Annotated in this window: 13 protein-coding genes; 8 read left to right on the forward strand and 5 right to left on the reverse strand. The window is 59.5% G+C overall.

The features are described 5' to 3' along the window. Positions 1–66: 66 nt before the first annotated feature. From ACP7C6_RS05825 to ACP7C6_RS05845, 5 genes are all read left to right on the forward strand, one after another. Positions 67–3,564 carry a response regulator gene (locus ACP7C6_RS05825; protein WP_028616190.1) on the forward strand — a complete coding sequence of 1,166 codons (3,498 nt, stop codon included), beginning with the start codon at positions 67–69 and terminating at the stop codon, positions 3,562–3,564. Beyond that, positions 3,565–4,395, forward strand: coding sequence for a CheR family methyltransferase (locus ACP7C6_RS05830; protein ID WP_012724198.1), 831 nt, complete (start codon positions 3,565–3,567; stop codon positions 4,393–4,395). Next, complete coding sequence (locus tag ACP7C6_RS05835; RefSeq protein ID WP_426108403.1) at positions 4,392–4,997, forward strand: chemotaxis protein CheB; 606 nt, start codon at positions 4,392–4,394, stop codon at positions 4,995–4,997. Before ACP7C6_RS05830 ends, ACP7C6_RS05835 begins: the two co-directional genes overlap by 4 nt. Then, complete coding sequence (locus tag ACP7C6_RS05840) at positions 4,991–6,184, forward strand: hybrid sensor histidine kinase/response regulator (protein WP_426108404.1); 1,194 nt, start codon at positions 4,991–4,993, stop codon at positions 6,182–6,184. The genes ACP7C6_RS05835 and ACP7C6_RS05840 overlap by 7 nt, the downstream gene beginning before the upstream one ends. A gap of 78 nt (positions 6,185–6,262) precedes the next feature. Next, positions 6,263–6,640 carry a response regulator gene (locus tag ACP7C6_RS05845; RefSeq protein WP_027605876.1) on the forward strand — a complete coding sequence of 126 codons (378 nt, stop codon included), beginning with the start codon at positions 6,263–6,265 and terminating at the stop codon, positions 6,638–6,640. A 25-nt stretch (positions 6,641–6,665) separates the two neighbouring features. Here the strand turns inward: ACP7C6_RS05845 and ACP7C6_RS05850 are convergent, their stop codons facing one another. The 5 genes from ACP7C6_RS05850 to ACP7C6_RS05870 all read right to left on the reverse strand — a co-directional run bounded on the left by ACP7C6_RS05850 (position 6,666) and on the right by ACP7C6_RS05870 (position 16,936). Continuing rightward, positions 6,666–11,438 (reverse strand): hypothetical protein, encoded by a 4,773-nt coding sequence (locus ACP7C6_RS05850; RefSeq protein ID WP_426108405.1) that lies wholly within the window; start codon positions 11,436–11,438, stop codon positions 6,666–6,668. A gap of 116 nt (positions 11,439–11,554) precedes the next feature. After that, on the reverse strand, positions 11,555–13,270 hold the full coding sequence (locus ACP7C6_RS05855) for an ATP-binding protein (RefSeq protein ID WP_426108406.1): 1,716 nt from the start codon (positions 13,268–13,270) through the stop codon (positions 11,555–11,557). Further along, positions 13,270–14,769, reverse strand: coding sequence for an ATPase domain-containing protein (locus ACP7C6_RS05860; RefSeq protein WP_236318941.1), 1,500 nt, complete (start codon positions 14,767–14,769; stop codon positions 13,270–13,272). Before ACP7C6_RS05860 ends, ACP7C6_RS05855 begins: the two co-directional genes overlap by 1 nt. Before the next feature lie 144 nt (positions 14,770–14,913). Then, positions 14,914–15,972, reverse strand: a complete 1,059-nt coding sequence (locus ACP7C6_RS05865; RefSeq protein ID WP_028616183.1) for a tetratricopeptide repeat protein — start codon at positions 15,970–15,972, stop codon at positions 14,914–14,916. Positions 15,973–16,042: 70 nt separating this feature from the next. Continuing rightward, positions 16,043–16,936 (reverse strand): bestrophin family protein, encoded by an 894-nt coding sequence (locus ACP7C6_RS05870; protein ID WP_028616182.1) that lies wholly within the window; start codon positions 16,934–16,936, stop codon positions 16,043–16,045. A gap of 201 nt (positions 16,937–17,137) precedes the next feature. Between ACP7C6_RS05870 and ACP7C6_RS05875 the strand changes: the two genes are divergently transcribed. The 3 genes from ACP7C6_RS05875 to ACP7C6_RS05885 are packed head-to-tail and all read left to right on the forward strand — an operon-like array spanning position 17,138 to position 20,239. Beyond that, a complete protein-coding gene (locus tag ACP7C6_RS05875) occupies positions 17,138–17,905 on the forward strand; it encodes an SDR family NAD(P)-dependent oxidoreductase (protein ID WP_426108407.1) in 768 nt (255 codons plus the stop codon). A 12-nt stretch (positions 17,906–17,917) separates the two neighbouring features. After that, positions 17,918–19,102 carry an acetyl-CoA C-acyltransferase gene (locus tag ACP7C6_RS05880; protein WP_028616180.1) on the forward strand — a complete coding sequence of 395 codons (1,185 nt, stop codon included), beginning with the start codon at positions 17,918–17,920 and terminating at the stop codon, positions 19,100–19,102. A gap of 9 nt (positions 19,103–19,111) precedes the next feature. Beyond that, positions 19,112–20,239 (forward strand): acyl-CoA dehydrogenase, encoded by a 1,128-nt coding sequence (locus ACP7C6_RS05885; protein WP_122685042.1) that lies wholly within the window; start codon positions 19,112–19,114, stop codon positions 20,237–20,239. Positions 20,240–20,246 lie beyond the last annotated feature (7 nt).

Genomic DNA, 20,246 nt, shown 5'->3' on the forward strand with positions numbered 1-20,246 from the left:
AAAATGGTCTTGCCAGCCACTTTGGGGCAAACTCCCGGTTTTTCCACACTTGGCCAAGGCATGCCCATGACTCCAGCGTCGTCCGTCGATGAAAAGAGCTTTCGTAACCTCCTGAGCCGAAACGTCGCGCTGCCCTTGAGTGTGGGCGTGCTCAGCGCGGTGTTCTTCGTAGTGCTGATCACCTATCTGTTGTCGGTGATCCAGTGGGTTGAACACACCGATCGGGTGATCAATAACCTCAATGAGTCGTCCAAGCTGACCGTCGACCTGGAAACCGGCATGCGCGGCTTTCTGATCACGGGTGACGAGCATTTCCTCGACCCTTACGAAGTGGCCAAGCCGCGCATCATTGCCGATTTGCGCAATTTGCAGGACCTGGTGGCCGACAACCCACAACAGGTGGATCGCCTCAAACGCCTGGAAGCCCTGCAACTCGAGTGGAACAAATACGCCCAGTCGATGATTGATATGCAGCGTGAGAGCGGTGACTACCGCAGCGCCGTCAAGGCCGGTCGTGGCAAGCGCCTGACGGACGAGATCCGCAAGGAATACGACGACGCGGTGGCGATGGAGCAGCAGTTCCGCATCTCCCGGAATGAAGAGGTTACCCGTACCACGGTGATCAGTGTCACCTTGTACTTGGCGTTCGTACTGGGGTTGAGTGGTTTTCTGGCCTACATCGGACGCAAGAATTTAATCTCATTATCAGAGAGTTACAGCGATAACCTCGCGTCACAACAGAAGATTGCGCGGCGCCTGGAACAACAAGCCTGGCTGCGCAATGGCCAGACCGAACTGGCCGAGCAGGTGCTCGGCCAGCTCACCCTGAACATGCTGGGCCGCAATATCCTGCAATTCTTTGCCCAGTACATGGGCTCGGTCGTCGCCGCGCTGTACGTGCGTGAAGAACATGGCGGCCTCAAGCGCGTGGCCACCTATGGTTTCTCCCGCGAGCAGGAGCAGCAGGAACAGTCGATCTACAGCGACGAGGGCATCGTTGGGCAGTCCGCCAACCTGGGTCGCCTGATTCGCCTGGATGACGTTCCGGTGGATTACTTCAAAGTCAGCTCCGGCCTGGGTGAAAGCGCTACCCGCAGTGTACTGGTGGTGCCGACCAACAATGACGAGCGGGTCAACGGAGTGCTTGAGCTGGGGTTCCTGCGCCCTCTGGAAGAGCGCGACGTCGAGCTCCTGGAGCTGATTTCCGGCAATATCGGCACCTCCATCGAAGCCGCCCGCTATCGCCAGCGCTTGCAGGAAGTGCTGGCCGAGACACAGCAGCTCAACGAAGAGCTGCAAGTGCAGCAGGAAGAGCTCAAGACCGCCAACGAAGAGCTGGAAGAACAGTCACGCATCCTCAAGGAATCCCAGGCCCACCTGGAAACCCAGCAGGCGGAGCTGGAGCAGACCAACGAGCAGTTGGCCGAGCAGACCGAAACCCTGGCCGAACAACGTGACGCCATGGACCGCAAGAACGTTGAACTGAACCAGGCTCAACTTGAGCTGGAAGATCGCGCTGAAGAACTGCAGCGTTCCAGCAAGTACAAGTCCGAATTCCTCGCCAACATGTCCCACGAGCTGCGTACACCGCTGAACAGCTCGCTGATCCTGGCCAAGCTGCTGGCCGAGAACCCCCAGGAAAACCTCAGCGCTGAACAGGTCAAGTTCGCCGAGTCGATCTACTCCGCCGGTAATGACCTGCTCAACCTGATCAACGACATCCTCGACATCTCCAAGGTTGAGGCCGGCAAGCTGGAAATGCGACCGGAGAATTCCAGCGTTGCACGCCTTGTCGACGGCCTGCGTGGCATGTTCGAGCCGCTGGCGGCCGATCGCAAACTGGCCTTCCAGGTGGAGGTGCAGGAAGGCGCGCCGGGCATGTTGTTCACGGATCGCCAGCGCCTGGAGCAGATCCTCAAGAACCTGCTGTCCAACGCGGTCAAATTCACCGAACAGGGCGAGGTCAGCCTGTCAGTGTCCCGCGCACCGGGGGAGGGCATTGCCTTTGCCGTGCGCGATTCCGGCATTGGCATTGCGCCGGATCAGCAGGAAAGCATCTTCGAAGCCTTCCGTCAGGCGGATGGCACCACCAACCGTCGCTACGGTGGCACCGGCCTGGGCCTGTCGATTTCCCGCGACCTGGCGACCTTGCTGGGAGGCTACATCAGCGTGACCAGCGAGCCGGGTAAGGGCAGCATTTTCACGCTGATCCTGCCGGAACAGTATGTCGAGCGCGAAGAAGACGCTGCCCCCATCGAACAACCGCGCCAAGTGGTGGTGACGCCTGCGCCGACACCCGTGAAGGTGTCCCCGATGCCAGTGGCCGACGCCAAGCTGATCCCGCGCTTTGCCGACGACCGCGACAAGGCGCCGTTCACCACGCGCTGCATCCTGGTGGTGGAAGACGAGCCGAACTTCGCCCGTATCCTCTTCGACCTGGCCCATGAGCTGGGCTACAACTGCCTGGTGGCCCACGGCGCGGACGAAGGCTACAGCCTGGCCGAGGAATACGTACCCGATGCGATCCTGCTGGACATGCGCCTGCCGGACCATTCCGGGCTGACCGTGCTGCAACGCCTGAAAGAACATGCCAGCACCCGGCATATCCCGGTGCACGTGATTTCCGTGGAAGACCGCGTCGAAGCCGCCATGCACATGGGCGCCATCGGCTATGCGGTCAAGCCGACCACTCGCGAAGAGCTCAAGGACGTGTTCGCGCGCCTGGAAGCCAAGCTGACCCAGAAGGTCAAGCGCGTGCTTCTGGTTGAGGACGATGACCTGCAACGCGACAGCATTGCGCGCCTGATCGGCGACGATGACATCGAGATCACCGACGTAGGCTACGCCCAGGCTGCCTTGGACCTGCTGCGCACGAATATCTACGACTGCATGATCATCGACCTCAAGCTGCCAGACATGCTTGGCAACGAGCTGCTCAAGCGCATGGCGACCGAGGACATCTGCTCATTCCCACCCGTGATCGTCTACACCGGGCGCAACCTGACCCGCGATGAAGAGGCTGAGCTGCGCAAGTATTCGCGCTCGATCATCATCAAAGGTGCACGTTCGCCGGAGCGCTTGCTGGATGAAGTGACACTCTTTCTGCACAAAGTCGAATCCCAGCTGTCCCATGACCGCCAGAAGATGCTCAAGACCGCCCGCAGCCGAGATAAGGTCTTTGAGGGGCGTAAAATCCTGCTGGTGGACGACGATGTGCGCAACATCTTCGCCCTGACCAGCGCCTTGGAGCACAAAGGTGCAGTGGTGGTGATCGGGCGTAATGGCCGTGAAGCCATCGACAAACTCAATGAAGTCGAGGATATCGACCTGGTGCTGATGGACGTGATGATGCCGGAAATGGACGGTTACGAGGCCACCGCCTTGATCCGCCAGGACCCACGCTGGAAGAAGCTGCCGATCATCGCCGTGACGGCCAAGGCCATGAAGGACGATCAGGAGCGCTGTCTCGCGGCCGGTTCCAATGATTACCTGGCCAAGCCGATTGATCTGGACCGTCTGTTCTCACTGATTCGCGTCTGGCTACCGAAGATGGAACGCATTTAAGTGGAGCGAAGTTTCTTGGAAAAAAGCAGCGACATTGAGCTGCGCCTGTTGATCGAGGCGATTTACCTCAAGTACAGCTACGACTTCCGCGATTACTCCGGGGCGTCGGTGAAGCGGCGCGTGGCCCATGCCTTGCGCCAGTTCGATTGTGCGACCATTTCCGCCTTGCAGGAGCGTGTGCTGCACGACCCGGCGGCGTTCATGCAGTTGCTGCAGTTCCTGACGATTCCGGTGAGCGAGATGTTCCGTGACCCGTCGCACTTCCTGGCGATCCGTCAGGAAGTGGTACCGCTGCTCAAGACTTACCCGTCGATCAAGATCTGGATTGCCGGCTGCAGCACGGGCGAGGAGGTGTACTCCATGGCCATCCTGCTGCGCGAGGAGGGTTTGCTGGAGCGTACGATCATCTACGCCACCGACATCAACCCGGCGTCCCTGGACAAGGCCAAGCAGGGTATTTTTTCCCTGGAGAACGTACGCGCCTACACCGCCAACTATCAGCAGGCCGGTGGACAACGTTCATTTGCCGACTACTACACCGCGGCTTACGATTACGCGATATTCGATAAAACGCTGCGCGAAAATGTCACCTTTGCCGATCACAGCTTGGCGACCGACAGTGTATTCTCAGAAACTCAATTAATTTCGTGCCGTAACGTACTGATTTATTTCAATAAAAAATTGCAGGATCGCGCGTTTGGATTGTTCCATGAGTCGCTGTGCCATCGCGGCTTCCTGGTGCTGGGCAGCAAGGAGACCCTGGATTTCTCCGCCTACGGCAAACAGTTCGAACCCTTGGTCAAACAGGAACGGATCTACCGCAAACTATGAATCAAGCGGCTGCCAGCCCGGCATCGGTCCGGGGCATAGAAGCGATCGTCATCGGCGCCTCCGCCGGTGGCGTGGAGGCGTTGCTGACGATTTTCGCCGAGCTGCCTGCCGATTTCGGCTTGCCGATCATCACCGTGCTGCACTTGCCGGACGAGCGTCGCAGCCAACTGGCTGAAGTGTTCGACCGCCGCGTCGCCATGCCCGTGGTGGAAGCCCGTGACAAGGAAGTGATCAAGCCGGGCACCCTGTATTTTGCCGGCCCTGGCTATCACCTTTCGGTAGAGCATGACCGCAGCCTGTCCTTGAGCCAGGAAGACCGCGTGCACCACTCGCGGCCGGCGATTGATTACCTCTTTGAATCCGCCGCCGATGCCTATGGCAAGGGCTTGCTGGCCATTCTGTTGACCGGCGCCAACCACGACGGCGCGCGCGGCTTGGCCCATGTCAAGCAACAAGGTGGAACCACTGTGGTGCAAGAGCCCACAGAAGCACGCGTTGCCGTCATGCCCCTTGCAGCCCTGGCGCTCCACACACCCGACCACATTCTGACGCTGAGCCACATTGGCTCATTGCTGGCTTCCCTGGAATATTCCCCATGTTAAGTACTGTCCAGGCCAAACTGCTGATCGTCGACGATCTGCCGGAAAACCTGCTGGCCCTTGAAGCGCTGATCAAGCGCGAGGACCGCCATGTGTTCAAGGCATTGAGTGCCGACGAGGCCTTGTCCCTGTTGCTGGAGCATGAGTTCGCCATGGCGATTCTCGATGTGCAGATGCCCGGCATGAATGGTTTCGAGCTGGCCGAATTGATGCGCGGTACCGAGAAAACCAAGAACATCCCGATCGTGTTTGTCAGCGCGGCCGGCCGCGAACTCAATTACGCGTTCAAGGGTTACGAGAGCGGCGCCGTGGATTTCCTGCACAAGCCGCTGGATATTCACGCGGTGAAGAGCAAGGTCAACGTGTTCGTCGACCTGTTCCGCCAAAGCAAGGCCATGAAGCAACAGGTCGAGGCCCTGGAGCGCAGCCGTCGCGAGCAGGAACTGCTGCTGACGCGCCTGCAGGCGACCCAGGCCGAGCTGGAGCAGGCCGTGCGCATGCGTGACGACTTCATGTCGATCGTCGCCCACGAAGTGCGTACGCCCCTCAACGGCCTGATCCTCGAGACCCAGCTGCGCAAGATGCACCTGGCCCGTGACAATGCCGCCGCGTTCACCCTGGACAAGATGCACGCCATGGTCGACCGCGATGAACGCCAGATCCAGAGCCTGATCCGCCTGATCGAAGACATGCTCGATGTCTCGCGCATCCGCACCGGCAAGCTGTCAATACGTCCGGCCCACTTCGACCTGACCCAATTGGTGAGCAATCTGGTGGAGAACTTCGCCCCCCAGGTCGCCGCAGCGGATTCTTCCATGACACTGGTTGCCGAAGGCCCGGTGGAAGGCAACTGGGATGAGTTCCGTATCGAACAGGTGGTGACCAACCTGCTGACCAACGCCCTGCGCTACGGGGCCAAGAGCCCGGTGGAGGTGCGCGTGTACAGCGAGCATGGCGAGGCGCGGGTAGAGGTGCGCGACCATGGGATCGGCATCAGCGAAGAAAACCAGAAGCGTATTTTCCAACAGTTTGAGCGCGTGTCCGCCAGCCAAGTGGCTGCGGGCCTGGGCCTCGGGCTGTTCATTTCCGAGCAGATCGTTGCAGCCCATGGTGGCACCATCGAGGTCGAGAGCCAGATAGGCGAGGGCGCCTTGTTCCGGGTATGCCTGCCGTTGCAGGCCGCGGCATGAATTCAATCGTCACCTCGACGCAACCTCTGCGTGACCCCATGGTCGTAACTGCAGCAACTGACCGGACTAAGGCCTCCCATGAGTGAAGATGCACAAGATGTCGTACTGATCGTCGAGGACGACGAATCCATTATGTTTGTGCTGGGTGAATACCTGGCTGGCCTGGGCTATCGGGTATTGAAGGCGATCAATGGGGAGCAAGCCTTTGAAATCCTGGCGACCAAGCCGCACCTGGATTTGATGGTGACGGACTACCGTTTGCCGGGCGGGATTTCCGGCGTGCAGATTGCCGAGCCGGCGATCAAGTTGCGACCGGAATTGAAGGTTATTTTCATCAGCGGTTACCCGCAGGAAATCCTCGACTGCAACAGCCCGATCACGCGCAACGCGCCTATCCTGGCCAAGCCGTTTGACCTGGATACGTTGCAGGAGCATATACAGCGGTTGTTGGCGTGACACGTCCTTGTGTCAATCAATGGACTCAGTCCGCGCGGTCAAACACCTCAGCCTTGGCGCGAGAATCAAGCACCTGAGGCACATGCCCGCCTTCGATCAGGTCAAACGTCCCATCTGGCTTGACATCAATGCCGGAGGCGGTGGCGATCGTGGCGGAGGCGGGTTGTCGCTTCATGATGTTCAGTAACACAGTCTCACCGTTATGGCTTTGCCCTAGCGCACTGCCCAGCCCGGAGGTGGACCTGCTTAGATCGCCTCCCACGAAAATCACTTTTCCGCCACCCGCCAAGGATGCATCCAGCTCTTTGAGTACACGATATTGTTCGGTACTTGGAACGCCGCCTTGAAAGTGCATCAATGTGCGCTTGCCGTAGATCCCCTCTTTGAGGTCGGTAAGTACGGCAATGGCCGTGCAATCACTGATCCCCCTGGTGCGAATTATCGAGGTGGAGTCTGTGGCGGTGACATTTATATAGTCCGACATGTGGACTTCGTGGAAGGTGGCGGCGGGGGGAGTGTCACCTTGGGGCTTCGTAATCGCCGCCTCCCTTGTCGGGATTCCATTCGTGGTGCCGGTCGGTTTCAGCACAGTAATGCGCTTGTCATAAAGCCCTTTGACGTTACGGGTGTCAAAGGTTGCGGCGCTCATCCACGACGCCTCGAACTCACTGATCTTGAATTCAAGCCTGTTCCGATCGGCGCTGTGCGTTTTATAGGGCGCCGGAAGTTTCTTGTCATTGAATATTCTATCCAAGCCGCGACGCATCATCTTTTCGCTCGAGAACTCCGCAACGCCATAGTTGGGATCGTAAAAAAAGAATGTTTTATTTGTGCCATCCGACGTCACACCCGCCAGCATTGCGTGGTCAGGTGTCTCGATCATAAAGGTCTTGTTACCGTCGGCGCGCGCCAAATCTTTCATCATGTCTTGATAGGATACTTGGTGGGGTGCCTTGCCGATGTGGATCGTATCCGGGTGGCCCACGGATTGTTGTAGTCGAGCCAACGATCGCTTGAATGTTCTTGATGCTTCTTCTGTGGGATTTGCAGCTGCGGCATATACATTGTCAAGAAAGATCCGCTCTTTACCCTCTGCCTTGGCGGACGCAAAGGCCCGTGAAAGGCCTGCACATTGCCCCTGGGAAAGCGGGTTGGTTTGGCTAAGGTAAAGCGTTTGAGGAACTGGGGTAAACGCGCCGCCCACGGAATTTACATGCGTGTCGAACATCTGTGCGCCCTTGAACCCATGCTGGACGGCCAGTCTTTCCTGCTGACGGACTAACGTACCGACTTCCTCTGCCGTTCGGCCGGGACGAATCGCCAGCTTTATGACGTCTTCTGATTTCATGCCGTTGGTGTAGCCCTCAATACGTTGCGGATCGCCTTGATCGTACCCCCGCTTATACGCTGCACTGGGCACCCCATCGCCTTGGTGAGTATCGAGCAACCGTCCCCACTCTCTTCGCGCTTGGATAGATGCCGCTGATGGAGACGTAACGGTAGTCTCCCAAGCGCCAAGCTCACGTGCGTTCCCCCGAATAGACGGTTGGAAGTCATCCAGTGCTTTGCCATAGGGACGCAGGGAGTCCGTATCAAAGGCATACCATTTATTATCCTGAAGCACAGCAATGCCATTGGAAACAGACCCGCCTGCCTTGTAAGTTCCCACCGCAGCTGCATCAAATTGTTTGCTTGCGGCCACTAAATCGTAGTTGTTCAACCCTTTCAATTGTCGGATGTCTTGAGCCGCATCGGAGATGACGCGTTTTCCGGCGCTCACCACACCACGTCCACCCGCTCGCAATAAATCCACGGTACCGTCAAGCGGGTTCACCAGGCTGACCGCACCCAGGCCGATGGATTTTGTTATCCGTAAGGCCTTGCCTCCCGCAGAGGCGGCACTGGATGCCGCTTTCGCCACTTTACCAGCCGTGGCAGCCCCGACTGTCAGTACGCCAAATATATCGAGGGACAAGTCAATGATGCCTTCCCCGATATTGCCATTGATGAAGTTGTTGATAGCCGACCTGAACGGGATCAGGTTAAGCAGGATCTCACCCAGTTTCTTGTAGAACGGCACTTCGGACTCAAACGTCGTGAGACCACGGGCCTGGGCTTCGAGTGATCGCCATGTGCTGGTATGTTTGGCAACTGTTACGCCGATCAGCGCTGTTCTCAGGCTTGCGAAGCTATTCAATGGCCCTGCGCCATCCGCTGTTTCTTGCCTCAAGTCGTCGCGAATGGAAAGGGCGACGGGTTCCATGGACCTATAAGGCGTATTGACGTTAAGTGGCACGCCGTCGTAAATAAAAGGGCCGGGCTGGATGCCGGATGGAAAATCACCCAGGTCCAGGCGTTTTTCGAGCGTGTTTTTCTGAACATTGAGTTCATACGTGTGAGGGATTCCGTCGCGTATGACTTTCAACAGAACAGGCTTGCCCTCCTTGACCGGTACCTTAGCCTCGCCGCGCGTACGTAAAAGATCTGGCACACCTCTCATCTCGCTGAAGGCAGAAATACTTCCGAATTCAATATTCTTGCGATCTTCCAGGGGCAACTGCGCAATCAAGTTCTTGACTTGTGTTTCGACACTTTTGTCCAGAGCAAGGCCAAAGGCTTTGTATTGAGTCGCAAACTCTGTGTTTATGTTCTTCAGGTCCTTGGTCTTACTCAGTACATCCTCAATCGTGAAGTTTGGCGTATTGACCTCGGAGCGGCCACGGCCTCTGGTCGGCGGTTTATAAGAGGCGAGTCGCCAGGCGTTGGTCCCATTGGACCTGCCCCTTACATTCGGCGCTTTTGGCGGGTTATGGAGCATGTTTTCCATGTACAGGTCCAGAAGCGAATAAGGGCCTTCTCGATCCCTGTCGTATTTGTCGAGCAATATGCATTTCAATTCCAGGCGCACGTCATCCCCCAGTGCCTTGCGCAACGCTGCCAGGGCAAGCTCCTTGCGGGAAGGAGGTGCAAGCGTACGTTGTGCTTCGGACGCGCCGCGCAACTCGGTTACTTGCGCGTTATAGGCATCGGTGATTGTTGCCATGTCCGCAGGCGACGTGACGCTTGTGACGATGCTGTTAGTAAGACCCCACTCCTTGAGCGCCTCGTACTGGCTGACGTATTCGATCTTGCGCTGGGCATCGGAGACGGGCGCAATGTCCCCCGACATCATCACGTCCGCATAACTCATCGTCGCCGTCGCACCAGGCGCCTGCGCCTCGATACGGGCCACCGCCGTGCTAAAGCTCACGTGGGCCGGAGAGCCGTGGGTGAGCGTCGGCGGAATATCCTTCACCAGTAACTCCGGCGCCTTCGAGGCCAATCGCAAATGTGCTTGAACCAATGCCCTCTCGGGAGATGAGGCCTCACGTACGCGGTAGTACAAGTGGTCGGCCACTCGCTGGAGCGTTCCCGATAACGGCTTGCCTTTGAGTTGCTGGCCAGCGAGGTCAAAGCCCGAGATGTGCTTTTGCGGTAAGGCACGCTGGGTCAGTAGATCCCCTACGTTCACGTTTAAGGCAGCCAATAACCAGTCGTTGATACTGCCTTTGACTGACAGTGTGTCGAACTTGGCCTGGATCGCAGTGCCCAGTGCCTGGCCCTTGGGTGACTGAATGAGCCGGTCAATCAGTTGTCGCGGCTTGCGCAGTTCGGACGGATCTATGGCAACACCCTGCATCAATGCCTCCAGCACTCCACCGGTGGTCCCGACGTTCAGATCGCCCACATTGCCGTGCAGCAAAAACGCCAACAATTGGCGCTGGCTGCCTGCATCAAGGGGTTGAGGCCAGGACAAGGCCCCACCATAGTTGCCATTGATCGGGCTGTGGAGGGTGGGTGTCAGCAGGTAAATTTTGAGGTTTTCCACCTCTTGAGCAGTCCCGGGGAGGTTGATTCCATGGTACTCAAGGAAATCTTCAAGGGTATGCAAGCCAGTTCCCGCGCGCCCCCAGTCTTGGGTGTATGAGGAGTCGGGATGAGCCTCGAAAGGGGTCCCACTCAAATACTGGGAAAGGGTGGAGGCTTCACGCGTGCCTGACTTCAGCTCCTCACCCAGTTCCCTTAACAACTTGGCGGCCGTGTGCCGGTCGTGAGTATTTCCCAGCAGGGTTTTCTGGCGGTTGAGTGCGTCTTCACTGCGTTGCTCGTGGACGTTGGAAAACGCGACGGGATCCAGCGTCGAAAAGGATTTGTCGCGCTCCAACTCGGCTGCGCGTTGCTGGAAAGCGGAAGGTGAGTGCAGCGCCTGTTCGAAGTAAAACTGCCCAACCAGCCAGGCCGGTGCGCGATCGATGTTCGTTGGGTGTGGCGGGCTGAAGGGCAGGCTTCTGCTGGAGACGGCCCTACCGGCTTCCATCAGCGGACCTCTGACTGCGGCCCACGCTGGGTCCCCGTTTCCGGCGATGTCTGTACCACGCGCTGTCGTTTGGAAATAGATTCGCCCGGCAGCTGGCAGTATTTTGATCGTGCCAGTTGCACTGCTGTCACGTCTCCATGCAATAAAGTCGGGCGATTGAGCGGCATCACCCAACTGCTTCCACCACTGTCCGAACGTGGAGTGCGCCGGGACATCAACCATAATCGCATTGTCGTTGACGGGGACGCCTGTAAAACCGCTCAACGCCTTGCCATAGTTTTGTGCCAGTAAACTATCGCCGTGGGCACGAGACGACCCATCGCCAGCCGGAGAGGGTACGTCTGCGCGTCTGGCTTCAGAGCGTGCTTGTGTTACAGGCGCCTCAGTATGAGTGGAGAGAGGCAACAGCGAGGTGCGCGATAAACTATTCGTAATCGTCATGGCATTTGGACTCGATCTTGGGAACTGAGGCCCACTGGGTACAGATTCTGATTACCCGTGGTAATCGTTCGTACCGCTATCCCCTTGATCGATTCCGGCCAAATGCGAAAACTCTATTACTTGTTATTGCTTTGCGTCCGCGGAGGATCTGCCTCTGTGTTGTGCGCCCGTATCATTTCCCGCACCTTCGCCGTCAACAAATCAAAGGTGAACGGCTTGGTGATCAACTGCATCCCAGGGTCCAGAAAACCACCACGCACGGCCGCGTGTTCGGCATAGCCGGTGATGAACAGCACCTTGAGGTCAGGGCGGATATGCCGGCCTATTTCGGCGAGTTGCCGGCCGTTCATGCCAGGCAGGCCGACATCGCTGATCATCAGGTCGATACGCTGATCGGATTCGATGATCGGCACCGCAGTGTTGGCGTCACCGGCCTCGACAAAGCCATAGCCCAACTCTTTGAGCACCGCGCTGACCAATACCCGCACGGCGGGGTCGTCCTCGACGATCAACACCGTTTCTCCCGCATTGGCGAAAGGCAGCAGCGCCGCGTCGGCCGCCACGTCCGCGACGATTTCCCCGATGAATCGAGGTAGAAACAGGCTGACAGTCGTGCCTTTGCCAACTTCACTGTGGATGATGACGTGGCCGTGGGATTGGCGGGCGAAGCCATAGATCATCGATAGCCCCAGGCCCGTGCCTTGGCCGATCGGTTTGGTGGTGAAGAACGGATCAAATACACGCCCCATCACACTTTCCGGAATACCGCAGCCCGTGTCGCTGACACTCAATTCGACGTAGTCACCGGGTTCCAAGGTGCCATAAGCGGCCGTGAACACGTTGTCGAGGTGGCGGTTGGTGGTTTCCACGGTAAGGCTGCCGCCGTTGGGCATGGCGTCTCGCGCATTGATCACCAGGTTGAGCAGGGCGCTTTCCAACTGATTGGGGTCGGCCTCGGCGGTCCACAGGTGGCCGGTGAGGCGCATGTCCAGGGCGATGCTTTCATTGATGCTGCGTTGCAGCAGCTCACCCATGGACGTGACCAGTTGGTTGATCTCCACAGGTTTTGAATCAAGGGATTGGCGGCGGGAGAACGCCAGCAGCCGGTGGGTGAGGCCGGCGGCACGATTGGCCGAGGTAACGCCGAGGTCGATCAGGCTGTCGAGGTCGTCCAGTTTGCCCCGGGACACACGCCTTCTCAGCAACTCCAGGCTGCCGATGATGCCGGTCAGCATGTTGTTGAAGTCATGGGCGATGCCGCCGGTCAACTGGCCGACCGCTTCCATCTTCTGCGATTGGCGCAACGCATCTTCGTTGTGACGCAGTTGGGCAGTGCGTTCTTCGACCTGTTGCTCGAGGGTTTCCAACGTACGCTGCAGGCGCAGTTCGCTTTCACTCAGTTCTATCAGGCGGTCCCGTGCTTCGTATTGCCGACGACGCCCACGCAGGGCGGTGCTGACCAGGCTGATCAGCGTCACCGGATGGAACGGACGCTCCAGGAACGTCACATTGCCCAGCAAGCCGCTGAACCGGGATGAACCGTTCTGTTCGCTGCCGCCGTGGTGGGTCATCAGGACAATAGGCAAGTCTGACCAGGCAGGTTGTTGGTGCAAATGCTCCAGCAAGGGATCGAGGTCAACGCCCCGCAGCGCTTCGGCGGCGATGATCAGCAAACCGCAGCCGTGCTCCAATGCCTCGCACAACGTGCCCAGATCGCTGGCAATGATGCCACTGTAACCGGCCTCATTGAGCATCATCAGCGCAAGCGAGCTGTCACGTCCCAGCGGCGCGAGGATGATCGCGCGCTCGGAGACAGGTGTCACGACCGTCACTAGCCCATGTCCTTGAGCAGGGGCGAGCCGGCGCCCATGTAGGTGGGAATGCCGCGCAGGACACCCTGGAAGTTGTTCAACGGCTCGCCCACGGTCATGCCACGGCTGCCGATGCGGTACTCACGAATCGTCGACTCATGGGAGCCGGTACGTTTCTTGATAATCGAGATGGCGCGACGCACCTCGCCGAGTGCCTCGAAGTAACGCAGCAGAATCACCGTATCGGCCAAGTAAGTAATATCGACTGGCGCCTGCATGTCACCGACCAGGCCATGCTGGGCGACGGTCATGAAGGTGGCTGCGCCTCTGCGGTTCAGGTACAGCAACAGTTCGTGCATATGCAGGATCAGTGCGTTCTCTTCCGGCATTGCGGCCTGATAGCCGTTGATGCTGTCGATGACCACAGTCTTGATCCCACGCTCATCCACGCAACGCCGGACGCGGTGGGAGAACTCGCCGGGAGACAGTTCAGCGGCGTCCACTTGCTCGATCAGCAGATTGCCGGTGGCTTGCAAGGCCGCCAGGTCGATGCCCATGTTCTTCATGCGCTCGAACAGCAAGCCCAACTCTTCATCAAAGATGAACAGCGCGGCTTTTTCGCCACGGGCCACGGCGGCGGCGGCGAAAATCATCGAGATCAGCGACTTGCCTGTACCGGCCGGGCCGAGGATCAGGCTGCTGGAGCCCGTCTCGATGCCGCCGCCAAGCAACGAATCAAGCTCGCGGATGCCGCTGGTGAGCGTCTCGCGGTTGTAGCCGCCACGGTGCTCGGCCGCGACCAGACGCGGGAACACATGCACACCACCTCGCATGATGGTGAAGTCATGGAAGCCGCCACGGTACTTCTGGCCCCGGTACTTCACCACCCGTACCCGGCGACGTTCGGCGCCGTAGTTGGGCGTCAGTTCTTCCAGGCGAATCACCCCGTGGGCCACGCTGTGCACGGTCTTGTCCAAGGATTCGGTGGTCAGGTCGTCCAGCAGCAGCACGGTCGCGTCATAACGGACGAAGTAATGTTTGATCGCCAGGATCTGTCGACGATAACGCAAAGAACTCTGCGCCAGCAGGCGGATCTCGGAGAGGCTGTCGACGACCACGCGGGTCGGCTTGACCCGCTCAACCACCTCGAAGATTTGCCGCGTGGCTTCGCCCAGTTCCAAGTCCGAGGAATACAGCAGGCTTTGCTGATGTTCAGCGTTGAGCAGGCTTTCCGGTGGGGTCAGCTCGAAGATATGGATATTCTCGTCCAAGTCCCAGCCGTGGGATTTGGCACCTTGACGCAGTTCACGTTCGGTCTCGGACAAGGTGATGTACAACGAAGTCTCACCGCTCTTTGCGCCCGCCTGCAGAAAATGCAGGGCGACGGTGGTTTTACCGGTGCCTGGTTCACCTTCCAGCAGGAACAGGTGGCTGCGCGATAGTCCCCCGGAAAGAATGTCATCCAGACCTTCGATGCCGGTGGCGGCCTTTTCACTGAACAGCTCGTTGGATGTAGACAAGGAGTGCCCTCAGGTCACGTTCAAATAGAGGGGCGCGCCGCTCTTGGTGCGCCATATTTACTTGACCGTAGTGGCCTTTAGCGGTTCAACGTTTCGTAAAGTTTGTGCAACGATGGCTTGGGTTTACACGTTTTCAGCCTGGACCTACAGGCCTTGCTGCAACGCCGGATCATCCGGATTCTGTTGCTCAAGCTGCGCCAGCAGGACCTGGACGTTCTGCAACTGACCGCTTTCCTTCCAGTAATTGATCAGCAACACCCGTGCCTTGCGATTGGCGGGGTGGCGCTGGATGATTTCTTCCAGTTGGCGCTGGGCCGCCTCCAGTTCTTCCTGGGCGTGCAGGGTCGTGGCGAGGTCGTAGCGATAGTCCTGATTGTCCGGTTCCAGCTCAACGGCCTTGGACAGACCGAGCAGTGCATAGGGCCGCTCGCCGTGGTGCAACAGCCAAATGCCCAACGCGTGCTGCAGGTAGGCCGACTCGGGGTGCGCGGACAACTGACGCGCGAGCAACTGGCGGGACTCATCGGTCTTCCCTTGTTTATCCAGCAGTTCGATCTGCGCGACGACGGCTTGCAGGTTGTCTGGCTGCAGGCGCATCGCCTGTTCCAGGGCATTTTGCGCCTCCGGCAACAGCGCGCTGTGGATGTACAGGCGTGCCAGTTGAATCCAGCCTTCGGCCGTTTCGGGCTGGGCCTTGAGTTTTTTCACGAACTCGTCCAGTACCTGCTGCAACGGGCCAAAATAGAGGCCCAAGGTATCTGGCGATAAACCGAGCAACGCGTTGGCGGCGGCAAACCGTACCTCCTCCTCGGGATCGTCCAGCACGGGGCCGAGCAACAGCGTGCGCTGACCGGTCGGGACCAGGCCGACAATACTGTGAATGGCGGCCTCGCGCACCAGGGGCGACTCGCTGGCCAAGTCTTTGTCTGCCAGCTTCAGGGCCTGGGGACTGGGATAGTTAGGCAACTCAGCATGCAACGCAGCGCGGCGCTCGGGGGACAGGTCCGGCCGGCCCAGTTGCTGGTACAACACCCGCGCCGCCCCAGGCTCGCCGTTACGCGCCTGTTTCAGGGCCTTGGAGTAACCATGGGCAATAGCGGGCGCTACAGCCACCGGGGTGGAGCGAGAGAAATACCAGGTGATCAGCACAATCAACAACAGGGCGCACAGGCCGACGAGGGAGTAACGGCGTGACTTTGACATGCAGGCGTCCGAAAGCGTGGGCAGCAAAGCCGTCAGCTTCGGTCAGACCACGGCAGGTGTCAAACCCGCATCAGGTCAGCACGTATTCCACCGGCTCCAAAGGCGGTGGCAGATCGGTTTCACCGAGGGCGGCCAATACTTCGCGCTCCAGAGTGCGCAGGAGGGCATTGCAGGGCAGGTCGTTTTCGTCAAAGCCGAACGGGTCCTCCAGGTCATCACCGATTTCATCGAGGCCGAAAAACGTGTAGCTGACGATGGCCGTGAACACTGGCGTCAACCAACCCAACGGCTCGGCCATGGCGAACGGCAGCAAGATGCAGAACAGGTAGATAGTGCGATGCAGCAACAAGGTATAGGGAAAGGGCAGCGGCGTGCTCTTGATCCGCTCGCAGGACGCCTGCACCTGGCTGAGACTGACCAGGCGCGCCTCCCACTGTGTGTAGCGCCATTCGCTGATCACGCCTTGCTCGGCCAATGCGCAAAACCGTGCGCCGACCTGTTGCAGCAGGTTGTCGGGCAGGTTGGGATGGTTGGCCTGGAACTGGCTCCACGGCTTTATGGCCTGGGCTTCATCTTCATGGCGCAGCCGTGCGACCAGGCCATGGGCGAAGCCGCACACGCTGCGCAGCAAACCCGCACGCTCGGCCGGGTCCCGCAGCACCTGGGTTTCGCGGATCAACGAGCGCACATCGATGATCATCTGCCCCAGTTGCTTGCGGCCCTCCCACCAACGGTCATAGCAGGCGTTGTTGCGAAAGCTCATGAAGATCGACAGCGACAGCCCGAGCAAGGTGAACGGCGTGGCATTGACCTTGGAAAAATACGCCGGGTGCAGGGTTTCCACCAGCACGATCACCGAGGCCAGCAGGGTGACTAACAGGCTGCGCAGGGCGATGCGCTTGGCTATCGAACCCTTGAGGGAAAAGAGGATGCCCAGGAGGTTGGGTTTGGGTCGGACTATCATTCAGGGGGCGAGCTTCTGTGTTGGTGCAGCCCATCAGGTTAGAAGCACGCACTGCGCCCGTCCAATCGCTTGGGCTGACTGGCTGATCGGCGGGGTCGATGACTGGCCAAACCAGTCAGGCAGGTTGAGGGCTTTGACCATTGCCGCAGTGGCGCTCTGGGGCGACTATTTCGACGATTCGGACCGTTAAAGAGAATAACAATGCAGATTGAAAACAAGATCTTCCTGGTCAGCGGCGGCGCTTCCGGCCTGGGTGCGGCCACCGCTGAAATGCTCGTAGCGGCAGGCGCCAAGGTGATGCTGGTAGACCTCAACGCCGATGCCGTGGCGGCCAAGGCCCAGCAGTTGGGCGCGAATGCCCGTAGCAGCGTGGCGGATATCAGCCAGGAAGCGGCCGCCGAAGCCGCCGTACAGGCCACCGTTGCAGCCTTTGGCGGGTTGCATGGGCTGGTAAACTGCGCCGGCGTAGTGCGTGGCGAAAAAATCCTCGGCAAGAACGGCCCCCATGGCCTGGCCAGCTTCGCCCAAGTGATCAACATCAACCTGATCGGCAGTTTCAACCTGTTGCGCCTGGCGGCCGCTGCCATTGCCGAAACCGAGGCGAAAGCCGACGGCGAACGCGGTGTGATCATCAACACCGCCTCCGTTGCCGCGTTTGACGGTCAGATCGGCCAGGCGGCGTATTCCGCGTCCAAGGGCGCCATCGCCAGCCTCACCCTGCCGGCCGCGCGTGAACTGGCGCGTTTTGGCATCCGCGTCATGACCATCGCGCCCGGCATTTTCGAGACGCCGATGATGGCTGGCATGACCCCGGAAGTCCGTGATTCCCTGGCGGCCGGCGTGCCATTCCCGCCACGCCTGGGCAAACCCGCCGAATACGCCGCGCTGGTGCGGCACATCATTGAAAACAGCATGCTCAATGGCGAGGTGATCCGTCTCGACGGTGCCTTGCGCATGGCAGCCAAGTAAGGAGGATTTTCCATGACCGATCCCATCGTTATTGTCAGCGCCGTGCGCACGCCCATGGGTGGCTTCCAGGGTGACCTCAAGGGCCTGACCGCGCCGCAGCTGGGTTCCGCCGCGATTCGTGCGGCCGTCGACAGGGCCGGTATCGCCACCGATGCCGTGGATGAAGTGCTGTTCGGCTGCGTCCTGCCCGCAGGCCTCGGCCAGGCACCCGCACGCCAGGCGGCGTTGGGCGCCGGGCTGGACAAGGCCACGCGCTGCACCACCCTCAACAAGATGTGCGGCTCGGGCATGGAAGCCGTGATCCTGGCCCATGATTCGCTGCTGGCCGGTAGCGTCGACGTGGTGATTGCCGGTGGCATGGAAAGCATGTCCAACGCACCGTACCTGCTCGACCGCGCCCGCAGTGGCTACCGCATGGGCCACGGCAAGGTGCTGGACCACATGTTCCTCGACGGCTTGGAAGATGCCTACGACAAAGGCCGCCTGATGGGCACCTTTGCCGAGGACTGTGCCCTGCACAACGGTTTTACCCGCGAGGCCCAGGATGCGTTTGCCATTGCGTCCCTGACCCGCGCGCAGGAAGCGATCTCCCATGGCAATTTTGCCGCCGAGATTGTTCCGGTGCAGGTCACCGTGGGCAAGGAGCAGAAAACCATCCTGCATGACGAACAGCCGCCCAAGGCCAAGCTGGACAAGATCAGCAGCCTGAAACCGGCGTTCCGTGAAGGCGGCACGGTAACGGCGGCCAACTCCAGCTCGATTTCCGATGGCGCAGCGGCCTTACTGCTGATGCGTCAGTCCGAGGCGCAGCAACGTGGCCTCAGGCCCTTGGCAGTGATCCGTGGGCATGCGGCATTTGCCGATGAGCCAGGATTGTTCCCGGTGGCGCCGGTGGGCGCTATCCGCAAATTGATGACCAAGACCGGCTGGAACCTGGATGAGGTGGATCTGTTCGAGATCAACGAAGCCTTCGCCGTGGTCAGCCTGGTGACCATGAGCAAGCTGGAAATCCCCCACGCCAAGGTCAATATCCACGGCGGCGCCTGTGCCCTGGGCCATCCGATCGGCGCCTCTGGTGCGCGGATCCTGGTGACGCTGCTTTCGGCCCTGCGCCAGAACGGCCTCAAGCGTGGCGTCGCAGCCATTTGTATCGGCGGTGGTGAAGCCACGGCCATGGCTGTTGAATGCCTGTACTAAGGACTGACCATGCTGCCCAATGACGAACAACTGCAAATCAGCGACGCGGCCCGGCAATTTGCCCAGGAGCGCCTGAAACCCTTTGCCGCCGAATGGGACCGCGAGCATCGCTTTCCCAAGGAAGCCATCGGTGAAATGGCCGAACTGGGCTTCTTCGGCATGCTGGTGCCGGAACAGTGGGGCGGTTGCGACACCGGCTACCTGGCCTACGCCATGGCCCTGGAAGAAATCGCCGCGGGTGACGGCGCCTGCTCCACCATCATGAGTGTGCACAACTCGGTAGGCTGCGTGCCGATCCTCAAGTTCGGCAACGACCAGCAGAAAGAACAATTCCTCAAGCCCCTGGCCAGCGGCGCCATGCTCGGTGCCTTCGCGCTGACCGAGCCCCAGGCCGGTTCCGACGCCAGCAGCCTGAAAACCCGTGCACGCCTGGAAGGTGACCATTACGTGCTTAATGGCTGCAAGCAGTTCATCACCTCTGGGCAAAACGCCGGGGTGGTGATTGTGTTTGCTGTGACCGATCCGACGGCGGGCAAACGCGGGATCAGCGCGTTCATCGTGCCGACCGATTCGCCGGGCTACAGCGTGGCGCGGGTCGAGGACAAGCTCGGCCAGCATGCGTCCGACACCTGTCAGATTCTGTTCGAGGAGGTGAAGGTGCCAGTCGCCAACCGTCTTGGGGAGGAGGGCGAAGGCTACAAGATTGCCCTGGCCAACCTTGAGGGCGGCCGCGTGGGTATTGCTTCACAAGCGGTGGGCATGGCCCGCGCCGCCTTTGAAGCCGCCCGCGACTACGCCCGTGAGCGTGAAAGTTTCGGCAAACCGATCATTGAACATCAGGCCGTGGCCTTCCGCCTAGCGGACATGGCCACGCAAATTGCGGTCGCCCGGCAGATGGTGCATTACGCCGCCGCCCTGCGTGACAGCGGCAAGCCAGCGCTGGTGGAAGCCTCGATGGCGAAGCTGTTCGCCTCGGAAATGGCCGAGAAAGTCTGTTCGGCCGCCTTGCAAACTCTGGGCGGTTACGGTTACCTGAGCGACTTCCCCCTGGAGCGGATCTACCGCGACGTGCGGGTCTGCCAGATTTACGAAGGCACCAGCGATATCCAGCGCATGGTCATCTCACGCAATCTCTAAGGAGCCG

This window comes from Pseudomonas sp. TWR1-1-4, assembly GCF_049897165.1.
Taxonomy (GTDB): Bacteria; Pseudomonadota; Gammaproteobacteria; order Pseudomonadales; family Pseudomonadaceae; genus Aquipseudomonas; species Aquipseudomonas canadensis.